The sequence below is a fragment of the Hyphomonas polymorpha PS728 genome (assembly GCF_000685315.1).
GTDB classification, from domain to species: Bacteria; Pseudomonadota; Alphaproteobacteria; order Caulobacterales; family Hyphomonadaceae; genus Hyphomonas; species Hyphomonas polymorpha.
Window position 1 is genome coordinate 1 of the sequence record NZ_ARYM01000002.1, and the last position, 15,921, is coordinate 15,921.

The 15,921-nt window shown below is 65.7% G+C and carries 12 protein-coding genes; 5 read left to right on the top strand and 7 right to left on the bottom strand.

The window, feature by feature from the left end; genetic code table 11:
• Positions 1-333: hypothetical protein (locus HPO_RS20850; RefSeq protein ID WP_206742109.1), on the top strand; the 333-nt coding region annotated here is incomplete at its 5' end.
• 77 nt (positions 334-410) lie between these two features.
• On the opposite strand, the gene murB is transcribed toward HPO_RS20850, so the two are convergent.
• Both murB and HPO_RS19485 read right to left on the bottom strand, forming a co-directional pair.
• The gene (gene murB, locus HPO_RS01610; RefSeq protein WP_035593759.1) at positions 411-1,358 is read right to left on the bottom strand and encodes a UDP-N-acetylmuramate dehydrogenase; all 948 of its coding nucleotides are present in this window, start codon (positions 1,356-1,358) and stop codon (positions 411-413) included.
• A gap of 53 nt (positions 1,359-1,411) precedes the next feature.
• Entirely contained in the window at positions 1,412-2,008 is a 597-nt protein-coding gene (locus tag HPO_RS19485) for an EF-hand domain-containing protein (protein ID WP_051612166.1), read from the bottom strand.
• Between the two features lie 252 nt (positions 2,009-2,260).
• Between HPO_RS19485 and HPO_RS01620 the strand changes: the two genes are divergently transcribed.
• A complete protein-coding gene (locus HPO_RS01620; protein WP_035593760.1) occupies positions 2,261-4,708 on the top strand; it encodes a sensor histidine kinase in 2,448 nt (815 codons plus the stop codon).
• Between the two features lie 131 nt (positions 4,709-4,839).
• Here the strand turns inward: HPO_RS01620 and HPO_RS01625 are convergent, their stop codons facing one another.
• On the bottom strand, positions 4,840-6,153 hold the full coding sequence (locus tag HPO_RS01625) for a dicarboxylate/amino acid:cation symporter (protein ID WP_035593761.1): 1,314 nt from the start codon (positions 6,151-6,153) through the stop codon (positions 4,840-4,842).
• Positions 6,154-6,277: 124 nt separating this feature from the next.
• On the opposite strand from HPO_RS01625, the gene hrpB reads away from it, so the two are divergent.
• Together hrpB and dacB are read left to right on the top strand one after the other, a co-directional pair.
• Positions 6,278-8,716, top strand: coding sequence for an ATP-dependent helicase HrpB (hrpB, locus tag HPO_RS01630; protein WP_084324096.1), 2,439 nt, complete (start codon positions 6,278-6,280; stop codon positions 8,714-8,716).
• Positions 8,717-8,736: 20 nt separating this feature from the next.
• On the top strand, positions 8,737-10,188 hold the full coding sequence (gene dacB / locus HPO_RS01635; protein ID WP_035593763.1) for a D-alanyl-D-alanine carboxypeptidase/D-alanyl-D-alanine endopeptidase: 1,452 nt from the start codon (positions 8,737-8,739) through the stop codon (positions 10,186-10,188).
• Positions 10,189-10,194: 6 nt separating this feature from the next.
• Here dacB and HPO_RS01640 read toward each other — a convergent pair whose 3' ends face one another.
• Both HPO_RS01640 and HPO_RS01645 read right to left on the bottom strand, forming a co-directional pair.
• Complete coding sequence (locus HPO_RS01640; protein ID WP_051612167.1) at positions 10,195-11,823, bottom strand: hypothetical protein; 1,629 nt, start codon at positions 11,821-11,823, stop codon at positions 10,195-10,197.
• Between the two features lie 87 nt (positions 11,824-11,910).
• Positions 11,911-12,339: a hypothetical protein gene (locus HPO_RS01645; protein WP_035593765.1), complete on the bottom strand. Its 429-nt coding sequence runs from the start codon at positions 12,337-12,339 to the stop codon at positions 11,911-11,913.
• A gap of 140 nt (positions 12,340-12,479) precedes the next feature.
• On the opposite strand from HPO_RS01645, the gene HPO_RS01650 reads away from it, so the two are divergent.
• Entirely contained in the window at positions 12,480-13,769 is a 1,290-nt protein-coding gene (locus HPO_RS01650; protein ID WP_035593767.1) for a serine hydrolase domain-containing protein, read from the top strand.
• Positions 13,770-13,828: 59 nt separating this feature from the next.
• On the opposite strand, the gene HPO_RS01655 is transcribed toward HPO_RS01650, so the two are convergent.
• Together HPO_RS01655 and HPO_RS01660 are read right to left on the bottom strand one after the other, a co-directional pair.
• Positions 13,829-14,476 carry a pseudouridine synthase gene (locus HPO_RS01655; RefSeq protein WP_035593769.1) on the bottom strand — a complete coding sequence of 216 codons (648 nt, stop codon included), beginning with the start codon at positions 14,474-14,476 and terminating at the stop codon, positions 13,829-13,831.
• Complete coding sequence (locus HPO_RS01660; protein ID WP_035593772.1) at positions 14,473-15,897, bottom strand: sensor histidine kinase; 1,425 nt, start codon at positions 15,895-15,897, stop codon at positions 14,473-14,475. Before HPO_RS01660 ends, HPO_RS01655 begins: the two co-directional genes overlap by 4 nt.
• Positions 15,898-15,921 lie beyond the last annotated feature (24 nt).

Consider the following 15,921-nt stretch of genomic DNA (forward strand, 5'->3'; position numbering starts at 1 on the left):
CCGGCAAACCCGGCGTGGTTCAACGCTGCGGTACTAAAGGCGCGTAAGGACGCTCGCGGTTGGGTCAAAACTGCCGATACAATTTATGCAGCTGGCTTTGCATTCTCTGGGCCAAATTGCGATCTAATTGGATTGCGCAACACCAGTCGCATAAATGTAGCTCCTGAGAGAAGCCTTCACTATTGTAATTATGATGGCTCAATCGGCGTGACTTTAAGTGCAGATCGATGTGATGCAATCGCGAATCGATTTCACACGAACGGCACATCCGAGAAGCCAATAAGCGTTGAAGATTGGATACTCTCCGGCCACTTGGGTGAGATGCCGGGCTAAAGCACGTCAGACGCCATTGGATGGCGCAAATAGGTTGGCGGGTTACGCCTTCGGCTAACCCGCCCTACGGGATCGACCTAAACCCTCTGCACACGGCCCATGCGGCGGACTTCCCAGCGGAGGTCAACGCCGGAGGTTTCCAGCACGCGGGCGCGGACGAGTTCGCCGAGGGCTTCGAGGTCTGCGGCGGTGGCGGTGCCGGTGTTGATCAGGAAGTTGCAATGGAGGGGGGAGACCTGGGCGCCGCCGACTTTCAGGCCGCGGCAGCCGGCCGCGTCGATCAGTTTCCAGGCCGAGCGCTGGTCCGGCGTGCCCGGCGGGTCGGGGTTGGCGAAGGTGGATCCGGAGGTTTTCTCTTTAATGGGCTGGGTCTCTGCGCGGCGGGCCTGAAGGGCGGCGATGGCAGCACTGATGGTGGCCGGATCATCCGTGCCCGTGCCTTCCAGGATGAGGCGCGTGACGATGAGATCGTCCGGCAGGTCTGTGTGGCGGTAGGAAAAATGGGCCTCGGGCAGGGCGCCGGGCTTGCCGGGGCCGCGCCAGGCGGCCGGGCTGCCATCGCGGCGGAAGCCATGCAGGGCAACGAGCCGGTCGCGCAGCTCGGCGCCGTAGCAGCCGGCATTTGTGCGCGTGGCGCCGCCGAGCGAGCCGGGGATGCCGGAGAGGAATTCAAGGCCGGTGATGCCGTTTTCGGCGGCGGCCTTGGCGACGGCAAGATCCAGCGCGCCGGCGCGGGCGGAAAGCGTGATGCCGTCGAGGGCTTCAATCTCGCCCCAGTATTTGCCCATCAGGCGGATGACGACGCCGGGGATGCCGCCATCGCGCACGATGAGGTTTGAGCCGACGCCGAGGACGGTGACCGGGATGGCGGGGTCCAGCGCTTTCAGGAAGGCGGCAAGGTCTTCCTCATCGGCGGGCAGGAAGAGGGCGTCTGCCGGGCCGCCGACGCGGAACCAGGTGTAGGGCGCAAGCTCTGCGCCGGGGATGAGTTTGCCGCGCACGGGCGGAAGGGGAGGCAGGGTCATGGCGGAAACGGGTTTCCTGAACCGCGCGCGAAGTCAAGGTGGGGGCGGGCGCCTTAGCGCTGGGGGCCGCCGGGCGGGCCTTCGCCGCGCGGGCTGCCGCCTTGGGCGAAGCGGCGGTCTTCCTTCTCCGGCTTGTCGGGCGCGGTGAGGCCGGCGGCGGCGATGTTGCCGGCGCTGTCCTGATACTGGGCGGCGAGTTGGAGGATCACCGTGTAGAATTCTTCATAGGTGACGATCCGGTCGAGATTGGGGTCAAACCGGACGGGATTGGCGAGGGTATCGTCGCGCACCGGGAAGCTGGCGGCCCAGGCCTGCTGTTCCAGCGCCGAGATCTGGCCATCGCCATTGGCATCGGCCTGCGTGAAAGCGGCGGAAATGCCCTCCCGCAGTTCTTCGGGGGAAATGACGCCGTCACCATTGGCATCGAAGCTGATGATCAGCACGCCGCCCGGGACGAGGCGTTTGGGCTTGTCGCCTGGCTGGCTGCCGGGGAGGGGCATTCTTTCGGGCCGGGCGGCGGCCTGCTGGCCGGGCAGGCGCACGATGTCGTCGGCTTCAGCGAGGTCTCCATCGCCGGAGGCCATCGCGGTCATCGGCAGGGCAAGGGACAGGGCAAGGGACAGGGCAAGGCTGGCAAGGAGGGCGCGCATACGGGATAGCTCCTGAAAGGCCGATCGAACTAACCTAGGTGGGTGTGGCTGTTTTGCAACACCAATCTGCAGGCTGGCCCGACCGCCGGACTGTTCTGCAGGCAGCGTGCTGAACTCAGTATTAACCCCGCCTTAACGCTCGCGGCACCATTCATTAACCAGTATAAACCCCTCGCGAGTCGCGGCGCCTTTTCTGCGCGCGGCCGGCAATGGTCGGCATGATTTGCCAATATATAGAGGCCCGGTAGCTCGATGACCGCTGAACAGATGCCCATCCTGATGGCTATTGGCACCGCGCTGCTGGCGCTTGGGGCGCTGCTCTGGGCGCTCAGGGTGTCAGACGGGGCGCGCGGGGCGGCCAAGCGCTACCGCGAAGTGGCCGGGGACCGGGAAACGGAGAATGCCGGCCTTAAATCTGTGTTAGGGGCCCATCCGGGCGTCATTCTGGTCTGGCAGGGCGACGCGCTGGAGCTGGACGGGGACGAGATCACCCCGCCGGAGCTTTATGGGTCGCCGGTGGCGCTGGCAGGCCTCCTCAGTTTTACCGATGACGCGATTTCGCCAGACCCGGCGGTGCGCATCGTCGAGGGGCTGGCCGATCTGGAGGCGCGCGATTCGGCGGGCCAGGACACGACGCTGCGCATCCGCCTGCGGGAGCTGCGCGAGAGCGGGCAGCCTTTCTCGTTGACGATCATCGGGCCCTCGGGCCGCTTCCTGGAGGCGGACGGGCGCACGGCGGGCGTGCGCGCGGTGGTGTGGGTCAACGACACGACGATCAAGGGGCTGGAGGAAAGCTCGGCCCGCGGCAAGCTGGAAGAGGCGCGGCAGGTGATTGCGCGCGACCCGACGGCGTTCCTCGACATGCTGGGCAAGGCGCCGTTCCCGGCCTGGCGGGTTTCGGGAATGGGACGCCTGCAATGGGCCAACCCCGCTTATATCGAAGCGGTGGACGGCGGAAACCTTGACCGGGTGCTGGAGCGGCAGGTGATGCTGGACCAGGCGGTCAACGAGCAGGCGCGCAAGACGATCACCGACGGGGCCGAGCATGACGAGACCCGGCATATCGTGATCAACAATCAGCGCCGGGCGATGCGGGTGCTGACCTTCCCGCTGTCGGGCGGGGCGGGGTGTATGGCGTTTGACGTGACCGAGCAGGAGAATTCCCGCGAGGAGCTCAACCGCCATGTGCGCGCCCATGACGAGACGCTGAACCATGTGGCCGATGCTGTGGCGATCTTCGGGCCGGACCGGAAGCTGAACTTCTACAACAAGGCCTTCCGCGACATGTGGGATCTGGAGGAGACCTTCCTTCTGGACCGCCCCAATCATGGCCAGCTTCTGGACCGCCTGCGCGAGAAGAAGAAACTCCCGGCGCGGACGAATTATGCCGAATGGCGCGCCGAGGAGATTTCCTATTATCTCGACATTGACGGGGTGAAGGAAGACAAGTGGTCTCTGCCGGACAGCCGCACGCTGTCTGTCACGCGCCAGCGCCACCCGATGGGCGGGCTGCTGGTCCTGTTCAAGGACATCACCGACCATCTGTCGCTGCAGACGCGCTTCAATGCGCTGATCAAGACGCAGTCTTCGACGCTGGACAATCTGCATGAGGCCGTCGCCGTGTTCGGCTCTGACGGGCGGCTGAAGTTGCATAACCGCGCCTTTGAGCGGGTGTGGGACATTCCGTCTGACCGGCTGAAGGACAAGCCGGATTATGACGATGTGGTGCGGGGCTGTGTGCCGCTGTTTCATGACATGGACATCTGGGAAGGCATCAAGGTTCACATCACCGACCCGTCCGCCCGCCAGTCCACCACCGGTGAGATGCGCCGCTCGGATGGTTCGCTGCTGACTTACCTCACCCATCCGCTGCCGGATGGAAACACGATGATCGCCTTTGCCGATGTGACGGCGACGCGGCGGGTGGAATCGGCGCTGCGCGACCGGGCCGAAGCGTTTGAAGCGGCTGACCGCCTGAAGACCGAGTTTGTGCGCAATGTGAGCTATCAGCTGCGCTCGCCGCTGACGACGATCTTTGGTTATGCCGAGCTCTTGGAGACCCAGCGCAATGGTCCGCTGACGGAGCGCCAGACAGACCATGTGCGCGCGATCCTTTCAGCGTCGGATCATCTCAACAAGCTGATCGAGAATATTCTGGATCTGGCGCTGATCGAGGCTGGCAGGCTTGATCTGGAGCTGAGCGAACTGGACCTGGAAGAGGTGATCCATCAGAGCGTTGAGCTGGTTGTATCGAAGGCGGAGGATACCGAAGTCTCGGTGCGCGCCGAGATCACCGGGCGCCTTGGCCAGATGCGGGGCGATGAGCGCCGGATCAAGCAGGTGTTGTTCAACCTCATCTCCAACTCGCTGCGCTTTACCGAGCCGGGCGGGGAGATCGTGGTGGCGGCCCAGCGCATGGGCGACATGATTACCCTCAGCGTGCGCGACAATGGATCTGGCCTTGAGGCAGACAAGCGCGCGACGAGCTTTGACAGCTTTGTTTCCGGCGATCAGCGCGGCGCGGGCCTGGGGCTCGCCCTGGTGAAGCACTTCATTCATCTGCATGGCGGTACGGTGGGCATGAAATCGGTCGATGGCGGGGGCCTGGAAGTGACCTGCTGGCTGCCCTCGCAGGCGCCGGTAACGGCGTCCCTGCCGCCGAGCCAGACGAGCTTCGAGCCGCAACCGACCGCGCACTGAGTTCGCGCCCAAAGCATAGGAAAAGCCCGGCCCTCGAAAGACGGCCGGGCTTTTTATTCTGCCGGTGATGTCTTTGGTTGCCTCGACCCCTCACCCCCCCCCTTCTCCCCAGGGGGAGAAGGGGGTGAAGATCAGACCGGATCTGTCGCCCGGAAGACTTCCTCGTCGAGATCGCCTTCCCATTTGGCGACGGCGGTGGAGACGGCGAGGTCGCCGGTGATGTTGGTGACGGTGCGCATCATGTCGAGGATACGGTCGAATGGGAACAATACGGCGATGATCAGCACGATCTGATCGGGGCTTGCGCCGACGATGCTGAGCGTGGTTGTGGCCAGCAGCAGGCTGACCGAGGGCACGCCGGCGGTGCCGATCGATACCAGCGTCGACATGATGATGATGGTCACATACATGCCCGGATCGATGGGGATGCCGAGGGCCTGCACGGCGAAGAGGGCGATGAGGCCCTGATAGAGCGCGGTGCCGTCCATGTTGATCGTGGCGCCGAGCGGCAGCACCGAGGAGGCAACCGGTTTGCCGATGCCGAGATTCTTGGTGGCGCAGGAGATGCTCATCGGCAGGGTTGCGTTGGAGGAGGAGGTCGAGAAGGCCACCATCTGCGCATCGAACACGCCGCGGAAGAAGGGGATCAGCGGCAGGCGCAGAACGCCTTTCACGATGAAGCCGTAAGTGAACAGCATGTGCAGGATACAGGCCGTGTAGTGGGCCAGCGTCATCTTGCCGAGCACGGTGAGGACACTGAGGCCCCGGTCGCCCATCACCCAGGCCATCAGGGCGAGGACGCCGAAGGGGGCTGTTTCCATCACGATCAGCGTGAGCTTCATCATCGCTTCGGCGCCGGAGTTGAACAGTTTCTCCAGCGGCTTGCCCATCTCGCCGGTCATCATGATGCCGACGCCGAGCAGGATGGCGAAGAAGATGATCTGCAGCACGTCGCCGCGCGCGAAGGCGTCGACCGGGTTTGACGGGATGATGGAGAGCAGGGTCCGGACAAGCTGCTCGCCGACGCTGCCAGCGGGCGCGTTGACGGCGAGGCGCGAGCGGGTCTCTTCAATATCTGCGGCTGAGGCGATGGAGGTGTCAAAGCCCGCGCCCGGCTGGACGAGCGTGCCCATCAGCAGGCCGAAGCAGATGGCGACCATTGTGGTGCCCATATAAAGGGCAAGGGCGCGGCCACCGAGACTGCCGAGACGTTTGGGATCGCCCATCGCCAGCACGCCGGAGACCAGCGTAACGAAGATCAGCGGCACGACCAGCATGCGGATGAGGTTGATGAAGGCGTCGCCCACAGGTTTGAACCAGGTGGTGACGAACTCTCCGGCGCGCTCTGGCCCGAGGCCGTAGCGCAGGGCAAGGCCGATCAGCGTGCCTACGACGAGGCCGACCAGCACCCGCTTCCAGAGATCAATGGCGAACCAGCCCTTCATACGCAACTCCCAGTTAGAACCCGCCGGGACGGTAGGGGGAGGGCGCCGCAATGGCAACTGCCGGAACTGCAGCAGGGATGCCGGCGCTTGCCATCAGGGCAGGGGGCGCCCTATCAGCGGGCAGATGATGCACGCCGATGCCCTTCCCATTGACGAAGTGATGCCGGAAATCCTCCGGGCATTGGCGGGCGGGCCGCGCCTTGTGCTGGCCGCCCCGCCCGGCGCGGGCAAGACGACGCGCGTGCCGCTGGCGCTGGCGGGCCTGCTGGGCGGGCCGGGGGTGATTGAAGGGCGGATCCTCCTGCTGGAGCCGCGCCGGGTGGCCGCGCGCATGGCGGCCGAGCGGATGGCCTCCTCCCTTGGCGAGCGGGTGGGCCAGACCATTGGCCTCACCACGCGCGTCGACCGGAAGGTGTCTAGGGACACGCGGATCGAAGTGATCACCGATGGCCTGTTCACGCGCCGCATCCTGGCCGATCAGGAACTTTCCGGCGTGGGCGCGGTGCTGTTTGACGAGTTCCATGAGCGGCGGCTGAACGCTGACCTTGGCCTGGCGCTGGCGCTGGAGGTGCAGTCTGTGCTGCGCGAGGACCTCCGCCTGCTGATCATGTCTGCCACTCTGGATACGGCCGCGGTCGCGCGCGCCATCGATGCGCCGGTGATCGAGAGTGAAGGACGTATGTATCCGGTGGAGGCGCGCTATCTCGGCAAGTCTGACGAGCGGATCGAGGACCGGATGCCCAAGGTGATCCGCCAGGCGCTGCGCGAGGAGGCAGGGTCTGTGCTGGCTTTCCTGCCGGGGGCGCGGGAGATCAACCGCACGGCGGAGGCGCTCTCGGGGCTGGGGCCGGATGTTATCTTGGCACCGCTTTATGGCGCGCTCTCGCCGGGGGAGCAGGACGCGGCGGTTTCGCCCGCGCCGCCGGGCAAGCGCAAGATTGTTCTGGCCACCGACATTGCCGAAAGCGCACTGACGATTGAGGGGGTGCGGATCGTGATCGATTCTGGCCTCTCGCGCGTCGCGGAGGAAGATTTGGGCGGGCTCGGCAGCCGGCTCACCACCGTGCGCGCGTCCCGCGCCTCTGCCGACCAGCGCCGGGGCCGGGCCGGGCGGACGGCGCCGGGCGTGTGTTACCGGCTATGGGATGAAGCGGCGACACGCGGGCTTATGGCGGCGCCGACGCCGGAAATTCTGGTGACGGACCTTTCCGGGCTTGCGCTGACGCTGGCCGAATGGGGCACGCAGGACGCGGCGGCGCTGACCTGGATGGACCCGCCACCGCCGGGCAAGTTGAAAGGCGCGCGCGCCCTGCTGACGGCGCTGGGCGCGCTGGACGCAGATGGCGCGCTGACCGCGCGGGGGCGGGAGATGGCGCGCCTGCCCCTGCCGCCGCGCCTTGCCGCGCTGGTGGCTTCCGCGCCAGGCCCGGCAGAGAAGGCGCTGGCCGCCGAGATTGCCGCCATGATGGGCGAGCGCGGCATGGGCGGGGAGAGCAGCGATCTGACCCAGCGGCTGCAGCGTTTCCGCGCCGATGGCAGCCCGCGGGCCCGGTCCCTGAAGCAGCAGGCCAAGAGCTGGGGCGGGGGCGCAGCGCCCGGCGGGGATCTGGCAAAGCTGCTCAGCCAAGCCTGGCCCGATCAGGTGGCGCGGCGGCGGCCGGGAAGCGCGGGCAGCTATCTGATGGCATCGGGGCGGGCAGCCGCTGTTCAGCCCTCTGATCTTCTGGCGAAGTCAGACTGGCTGATCGTGGCAGACCTGGGCGGGGCAGCGAAGGAGCCGCGCATCCTGCTGGGCCTTCCGCTCAGCGAGGCAGAAGCGCTGGCGAGCCAGAAGGCGGTGACCGAGGAACGGGCGGCGTTTGATCCGAAGACGGGCCGGTTCACCGCGCGCCGGGTGAAGGCGCTGGGCGCGATTGTGCTTTCGGAGGCGCCTCTGCCGAAGCCCTCGGCAGAGGCCGCGGCGGCAGCGATGCTGGCGGCGATTGAGGCAGATGGGTTTGGCGCCATTGGCGCGGGCGATGTGATCGAGGAGACGCTGAGCCGGCTGCGCATTCTGGCAGAGGCGGGCTTGATCGAGGCGCCGGGGCTGACGGTTGAGGGGCTGGCGGAAACGGCGGCAGACTGGCTGAAGCCGGCGCTGAAGCGGCGCGGGGCGCAGGTGCCCGAGCCCCATGATGTGCGCGAGGCGCTGGTGCAGTCGCTGGACTGGCCGGTGCAGGAAGCGCTGCGCAGCCATGCGCCGCTGAGCCTGGAGCTGCCCTCTGGCCAGAGCGCGCGGGTGGACTGGCTGGACCCGCGCGCGCCGCTGGTGTCTGCGCGGGCGCAGGCCTTCTATGGCCTGACCGAGCATCCCAAGATTGCGGCGGGGCGCGTGGCCGTCACGGTGGAGCTGCTTTCGCCCGGCATGAAGCCGGCGGCGGCGACGCAGGATCTCGCGCGCTTTTGGGGCGCAGGTTACAAGGACATGGCCAAGGATATGCGCGGGCGCTATCCCAAGCATGACTGGCCGGACGACCCGGCAAATGCCCGCGCGCATGAGGGGCGCACCAAGAAGCGCCTCTAGAGATAAAAGGACGGTTACGGATGAACTTCCCCCGCTTGCTGAAGGCCATCACCGGCGCTGCGCTGATGGGGCTTGCTGCCTGCACCACGACGCCGGCAGAGCCGCCCCGGCCGGCGCCGTTTGCCGAGACGGAGGTGGCCGGCGTGCGCTGGGGCGCGGTGGTGATGACGCTGGACGGACGGGAGGTGTTTTCGCTGAATGCCGATGAGCGCTTCATCCCGGCCTCCAACACCAAAGTGTTCACCACGGCGGCAGCGTTTCAGTATCTGGCGGGGCTTGATGTGGCCGATCCGGCGGCGGGCACATCGCTGTGGCTGGCGCCGCGCGGAGAAGGGGCGGCGCCCGATCTTGTGCTGATGGGAGCGGGCGACCCCATGCTGGCTGACCGGCCGGACTGCCTGAACAATTGCCTGCATCAGCTGGCGGACGCGGTGGCCGCTGCCGGGATCACGCGCGTGGGCGACATTATCGGCGACGATACGCTGCTGCCCGCCGAGCCTTGGGGGCAGGGGTGGAGCTGGAACAATTTCGTCTGGTATTATGCCGCGCCGGTTTCTGCCCTTTCGGTCAACGAGAATGCACTGAGCCTGATTGTAGCGCCAGGGGCGGCGCCGGGCGATCCGGCAGCGGCGGACTGGGCGGCGGGCGATGACCTGCTGACGGTTGATAACCAGCTGATCACCGGCCTGCCGGGAACCGAGCAGACGCTGCGGATGGGGCGCGTGCCGGGCCTTGAGATATTGCGGCTGACCGGATCTATCCCGGCGGGCGCCGCCCCGCGCGCCTATGCCGTGGGAATGCGCGACCCGGCGGAGACGGCAGCCTTTCGCCTCTTCCGCCTGCTGACGGAACGCGGCGTGGCCGTGGAAGGCAGGATGCGGGCACGTCATGAGCCCGCCGAATTTGGCGCCGGGCAGGGCGCGCCGGTGCTGATTGCGCAGCTGACACCGCCGCCGCTGATGGACAGTCTGCGGCGTATTCTTGTGAACAGCCAGAACCTTCATGCCGAGCTGCTGCTGCGCCGCATTGCGCTGGCGCGGGGGGAGCTTTCCCCCGAAGGCGGGCAGGAGGTGCTGGCCGCGCTGGTGGCCGAGGCCGGGCTGACGCCTGTGGAGGCGGAGCTGTTCGATGGCTCGGGCCTTTCCAGCTATAACCGCGTGACCCCGCGCGGCATGGCGCAGTTTCTCCAATGGGCCGCCCGGCAGGCCTGGGGCGAGGATTGGCGCGGCCTGATGCCGGTGGGCGGGGAAAGCGGCACGCTGGCGCGCCGGTTCCGGGGCACGCCGCTGGAGGGGAAAGTCTATGCCAAGACAGGCTCTCTGCACGGCGTCAATGCGCTCTCCGGCTTCATGACGGCGCGCAGCGGGCAGACGCTGATCTTTGCCGTCTATGCCAATGACCGGCCGGCCGATGCGCCTTCGATCATCGGAGAGATGGATGCAAACCTCGTGCGGATCGCGCAGGAAAATTAGGCGGGATTATTCCTCCTTGCCCTTCTCCCAGTACACCTCGCCCTTGACGAAGATCTCTTCCGGGGCGGCAGGCTTGTCGCCGTCTCGGATGGCAAAGAACTGGCGCTCTTCGCCTTCAGCCGTTTCGATTATCAGGGCATAATCCTCAAAGCGGTATTTCTGGCCTGTCTGGCGATCATCGCCCTTGCCGCCGCTGACGATGATGTAGGAGGCGCCAATATTGCCGGCAACAAAACCGCTGCGGGTAAAGTCCAGCTCTCCATTCTGCCGGAAAGCGTAGCTGCGATCGCTGCGCGCGCCCATCATGGCGATCTGGAGGTAATAGTATTCCTTGTCCAGGCGCGCGCCATTGCCGATGGGGCGCAAGCGGGCGGGTGCCTTCAGTATAAGGATTTCTCCGCCATCGGCGGGGCGCAGGACAATATCCTTGCCGCGCGCGCTCCATTTATACCATTTTCCCGGCTCGCGCTTGCGCAGCAGATCGGTGTTTACATCCGTGACCGGGAAGGGCCATTCATGCAGGAAGGCGCTGCCATCTTTCTGCAGCACATAGATCGCTTCGTTCCGGTCGACATAGCCATTACCGAACCCGTCCATACGGGTGGAGAAGTCTGCGTCATAGATCACCCGATCGATGCTGCGCATCGAGGGGCCGGCGCGCGGACCGGCATAAGCTTCGCTGACATCCAGTGGACGGTCGACAAGGCCTGCGACATCCTCAGGCTGGAGCATCAGGGCAGGTTGCAGCTTGGCCGGCGCCAGCGTGCAGGCGTCCAGGGTGATCGTGCCGCCATCCTGCGTTTCCACGAAATGCCGCAGGCGCCCGGTGACAACCCGGTTTTCACCGGCGGCTGCGGCGAAGGCGGTCTCCTCGGCATCGTTGGCAAAGCTGCGGCAGGAGAGGGTGTAGCGGGATTGATGATCGCCGCGCCATTCGCGCAGATCGCGCTGGCTGATGACGCGGCCAAAGGTGGAGAGGGGGCCGCGTGCCTGCAGCCAGGTTTCAGCATAATCGCCGCGCGCCTCGCGCGTTTTCCGGTTGGCGGAGGCCTCTTCGGCGGGGGCCACCTCTTCCATCAGATCCAAGAGCATTGCCGAGAGACGGGAAAGCGGGATGATTTCCGGCGGCGCCTCTGGGGCAGCAGAATCCAGCCGCACGCCCAGGTCGTCTGCCTTCTGCAGCAGGCTGCGGATCTTGGGGCGGAGGGTCATGTCCTCCTTGGCCAGAAGCTCGTCCATCTTTCCGCAGGCTTCAGGCTCGGCCTCAAGCTGAGGCAGGATCTGGGTGCGTGCCTGCGCGCCGATGCTTTCAAGCTCGGGACGCAGCTGGCTGTATTTGGTTGCGACACCTTCGATCAGTGTGTCGAACAGGGCGACTTCGTTTTCCGATTCCCAGGCCTCTGTCTTCGCGCTGCGCGCGGCAGCGTATTCGGGATCGCGCTCATTGCAGAGGAGAGTGATGGTCCGCGCCAGTTGCACCTTGCTGATGACGGCGGAGAAATCTTCCAGGAACAGGGTGAGATCGTCAGCGGCCGCTGGCCCGGCGATTGCGGCGCAAAGCCCGGCGCAAAGCGCGCTCCTCAGCGGTCTACGGGCAGTCTTGCGATCAGGCGTGTCGGCGGCGCGATGAAACATGCAGGGGGGCCTCCTTCTCCGGTTAGGAGAGGGAACCTGCACAGGAATGTGGCGTCAATCGGTCAATGCAGGATGCGTTTGCGCCGGTCAGTTGGGGCGGCGGCCTGTTTCCTCGCCCCAATCCATGCCCATGGATTTTTTCATCCAGTCAGAGAAGGTGGCGGGTTTCTTGAGGGCGTTGGCCTCCAGCGAGCCATAGGAGACGAGCGCGCCATTCTTGCCTTCCAGGCGCACGCCGCGAATACGCTCGCCGACATGGCTGAAATCGTAGGACTGGGCCGGATCGAGGATCAACATCACCTGCTCGCCGCCCTTGCCCTCAAGATCGCGCCCGAAGACGAGGCCATAGACCTTCTCGCGCCCCCAGAGGCCGTGGCTCGCCGCCTGGCGCTTGCCATCGAGCAACACTTCATCCCAGAGCAGGTTGCGCCGCCATTGCAGCACATGCATCCGCTCGCCTGAGACGATCTTGATATCGACTTCGTGCAGCGCGACGCGAACGAGTTCAGCATGCATGGGGTGGCTCCTCAGGTTCTTATCGTTTTTCAATATATGAGCAGAGCGGGGGCGTCAACACCGGTATTTGGTTTCCGGCCACGCCGGTCGCTGCTTGTCGCGTGCTTGACCGCCGCTAGCCGCAAGTGCACCGATGAAGGATGAAAAGGTTGCTCAAGATTACCGCCGCGGCCCTTGCTGTTCTCGCCCTTTGGGCGGCGCTCGTGGTGCTGGGGGCGCGCGAAGGCTGGTTGCGGCCGATGCCGGCGGCCAAAGATGATACGGCGGCTTTCCTGAAATGGGCCGAGGCCCAGTATGCGTCGGAATCGCAGGGCAATATTGCAATCATATTGCTCGAGAACGGCCACACAGCGCAAACTTACTTCGCGTCTCATGGGCGGCCCGTTGACGGCAACTCGCTCTTTCAGATCGCTTCCATAAGCAAATGGGTCACCGCCTGGGGCGTGATGGCGCTCGCCGAGCAGGGCCGGGTCGATCTTGATGCGCCCGTGTCGCAATATCTTACACGCTGGCAGCTTCCGCCGGGGCCGTTCAATAATGAGGAGGTTACCGTGCGCAGACTGCTCAGCCACACGGCCGGTCTCACCGATGGCCTGGGATTCCTCGGCTTTGAAGAGGGGCAGCCTCTGCCCACACTCGAAGAGGAGTTGGCGCAACCGCGAGACGTGATGCCGGGAGCGAATGGGAGTGTGCAGGTCGGCGCTGAGCCGGGGTCCGCCTGGCGCTATTCCGGCGGCGGCTATCTGATCCTGCAATTGCTCATTGAGGACGTGACGCAGGAACCGTTCAACGACTATATGCAGCGCGCGGTGCTTCAGCCGCTTGGGATGACCGGCTCCACATTTGTTGAGCCAGACCCGGGCCGGCTGGTTGATTTCTATTCAGCAGGCGGATCACTGGCGGCGCACTACCGGTTCACTGCGACGGGGGCTGCGTCCCTTTATACGTCCGCTGCGGATATGGCGCGCTTCCTTCAGGCTGACTTTGACGGCCCGGAGGGGGCTCCGCCCGGGCGCGGTGTGCTCAGCCGCGCCACGCTTGAAGAGATGCACGCGCCGGAAGCGTTTCTGTATGGCCTGCCCGTCTGGGGGCTTGGGCCAACCCTCTACGCGCCCAATGGGTCCGGGGGTTATGTGATCGGCCATGATGGGGGCAACTACCCCGCCATCAACACCACCGCGCGGATTGATCCTGCGACAGGCAACGGCATCGTCGTGCTTCAAACCGGCAGCGCGACACTGGCCCGAAAGATTGGCGGGGAGTGGCTGTATTGGCAAACGGGCAAGGTCGGGCTGGATACGCTTATTGTTCTGGAGGCCCGTACTATCCTGATCGTGTTCGCGTCGGGCGCAATCCTGATCCTGATGGGGGCGATTTTGATCGCGCGGACCGGGCGGAGACGGCCGCCTCACTCTGGGGGCACAGACTGAGCAGATCGGGTGGTGGAAGATGCCTCGTTCTGTGTGTTGGTTTCCAGGATATAACAGCGTCAGAACGGGCAGGGCGCTTCAAACTCCATGCGTTCATCCGTTGCCGGATGGACGAAGGCAAGGAGCGCGGCGTGCAGCGCCAGGCGCGGTCGGGCGGCGAGGGCTTCGCCGGTAGCGTAGAACTCATCGCCCAGGATCGGGTGGCCGATGGTGGCAAGGTGGACACGCAGCTGATGGGAGCGGCCGGTCAGCGGGGTGAGCTTCAGGCGGGCATGACCATTCTGAACACTGAGGGTTTCATAGAGTGTCCGGCTCGGCTTGCCGATGTCGTGATCGACCTTCTGCAGGGGCCGGTTTGGCCAGTCCGTGATCAGGGGAAGGTCAATCTCGCCACGGGTGGGGGAGGGCGCGCCCCAGACATCGGCGAGGTAGGCCTTCTCCACCTCGCCGCGCTCGAAGAAGCCGGAGAGCGCTCGCTGCATGTCCTTGCCGCGCGCCATCAGCAGGAGGCCGCTGGTGGCCATGTCCAGCCGGTGGACGGTGAGGGCATCTGGAAACTCTGACTGCACGCGGGCGATGGCGCAGTCGGTTTTCTCAAAGCCCCGTCCGGGTACGGAGAGGAGGCCGGAGGGTTTGTCGATCAGGATCAGGTGATCGTCGCAATATATGTAGGAAACCGGCGCGGGCGCCGGGGCGTAGGCGTTCATGCCGCAAGGCCCGGCAGGGCGAGGCGGAAGACGGTGCCATCCGGGCCGGTTGAGGCGAGCGTGAGATTGCCGCCCAGGGCCTGCGCCAGTTCATGGGCAATCACCAGGCCGAGCCCCGTGCCGCCCACCCGGCCGGAGCCGGAGAAGGGGCGGAAGAGATTTTCCTGCGTCTTTTCCGGAACGCCGGGGCCATTGTCAGCAAACATCAGCGCGCCGCCTTCTATCCGTATCCGGATTTCTGGGTCAGGTGTGTTCACCTGGCGCATTGCCTCGGCAGCGTTGCGGATGAGATTTGCGGCGATGCGGTGCAGATGGTCGGCGTCGGACCGGATGACGAGGGTTTCGGGCACATCGATCCGCGTCTTTACGCCGTTCTCCACCAGCGCTTCTTCGGCGGCGCCTTGCAGAACGCTCAGCAGGCGCACGGTCTGCATCACCGGCGCGCGCGGGGCGGCCTTGCCATAATCGAGCGTGGCGGTGGCCAGTTCAATGGCGCGTTCGAGGGCGCGTTTGAGGCGCGGAGCGGCGCGCTGCACGCGGGGGTCTTCAGAGGTGGCAAGGCCGTCAGAGACGAGCTGGGCAGAGGCGAGGGAATTGCGCAGATCATGGTTGATCTTGGCCACGGCGCTGCCAAGTTCGGCCAGGTGGGCACGCTGGCGGAAGGAGTCGGCGACGACTTCCTCCATGCCGGCAAGGGCGTTCTGCGCGCGGCCGATCTCGTCGCGGCGCTTGGTGGGGGAGAGGCGCCGGGTCCAGCTGCCGGGGTCGCGGCTGAACTGTTCCACGCTGACGGTCACCCGCCGCACCGGGCCGACCACGAGGGCATTCAGCACAAGGTAGATCACCACGGCTGCGACCAGCGCAATGATCAGCGAGAAGCCGGTGACCCGCCAGGCAAGCTCCACCATCGTTGTCTTGAGCGGCGCCTGGGGCACCACAACCTCGATCACCCGCCCGCTTTCGGAGCCTTCCGCCAGGATGACCAGCATTTCGCCTTCGGGCGCGAAATATTCCCCCAGCGCCGCCGCGCTGCGGCCCATCATGCCGGCTGCGCGCAGGTCCACGATGCGGGTGGGCGCTTCTTCGATTTCCATGGCCGGGGCGAGCAGCTGGAAGCGCATGTCATCTTCCACCTCGGTGACGGCGAGCACTTCAGCCTTCTCCAGCAGGCTGCTGGAGAGTTCTTCGGAGACCTCGCGCATCGGCGCTGCCTCAAGGGCGAGGGCGGCGATCCGGGCGGCCTGGGCGCGCTCGGTCAGCCATTGGGTGCGCACATTACCGGCCGTGGGGATGAAGACCAGCGCTTCAGTCAGCAGGATGGCGCCCAGCGTCAGGGCGAAGAGGCGCGCAGCAAGGCTCTCCGTCAGGCGCCGCACGCGGCGCTGCGGGGCTTGGTCCGGGGACAGGTCAGGCTCGCTCACGGCCGGAGACTTAGGCCAAAAGCG

Excerpts from the sequence above, each read along its gene's own strand:
- murB (WP_035593759.1), bottom strand. The coding sequence starts at position 1,358 with ATGACCCTGCCTCCCCTTCCGCCCGTGCGCGGCAAACTCATCCCCGGC.
- HPO_RS19485 (WP_051612166.1), bottom strand. The coding sequence starts at position 2,008 with ATGCGCGCCCTCCTTGCCAGCCTTGCCCTGTCCCTTGCCCTGTCCCTT.
- HPO_RS01620 (WP_035593760.1), top strand. The coding sequence starts at position 2,261 with ATGACCGCTGAACAGATGCCCATCCTGATGGCTATTGGCACCGCGCTG.
- HPO_RS01625 (WP_035593761.1), bottom strand. The coding sequence starts at position 6,153 with ATGAAGGGCTGGTTCGCCATTGATCTCTGGAAGCGGGTGCTGGTCGGC.
- hrpB (WP_084324096.1), top strand. The coding sequence starts at position 6,278 with ATGATGCACGCCGATGCCCTTCCCATTGACGAAGTGATGCCGGAAATC.
- dacB (WP_035593763.1), top strand. The coding sequence starts at position 8,737 with ATGAACTTCCCCCGCTTGCTGAAGGCCATCACCGGCGCTGCGCTGATG.
- HPO_RS01640 (WP_051612167.1), bottom strand. The coding sequence starts at position 11,823 with ATGTTTCATCGCGCCGCCGACACGCCTGATCGCAAGACTGCCCGTAGA.
- HPO_RS01645 (WP_035593765.1), bottom strand. The coding sequence starts at position 12,339 with ATGCATGCTGAACTCGTTCGCGTCGCGCTGCACGAAGTCGATATCAAG.
- HPO_RS01650 (WP_035593767.1), top strand. The coding sequence starts at position 12,480 with ATGAAAAGGTTGCTCAAGATTACCGCCGCGGCCCTTGCTGTTCTCGCC.
- HPO_RS01655 (WP_035593769.1), bottom strand. The coding sequence starts at position 14,476 with ATGAACGCCTACGCCCCGGCGCCCGCGCCGGTTTCCTACATATATTGC.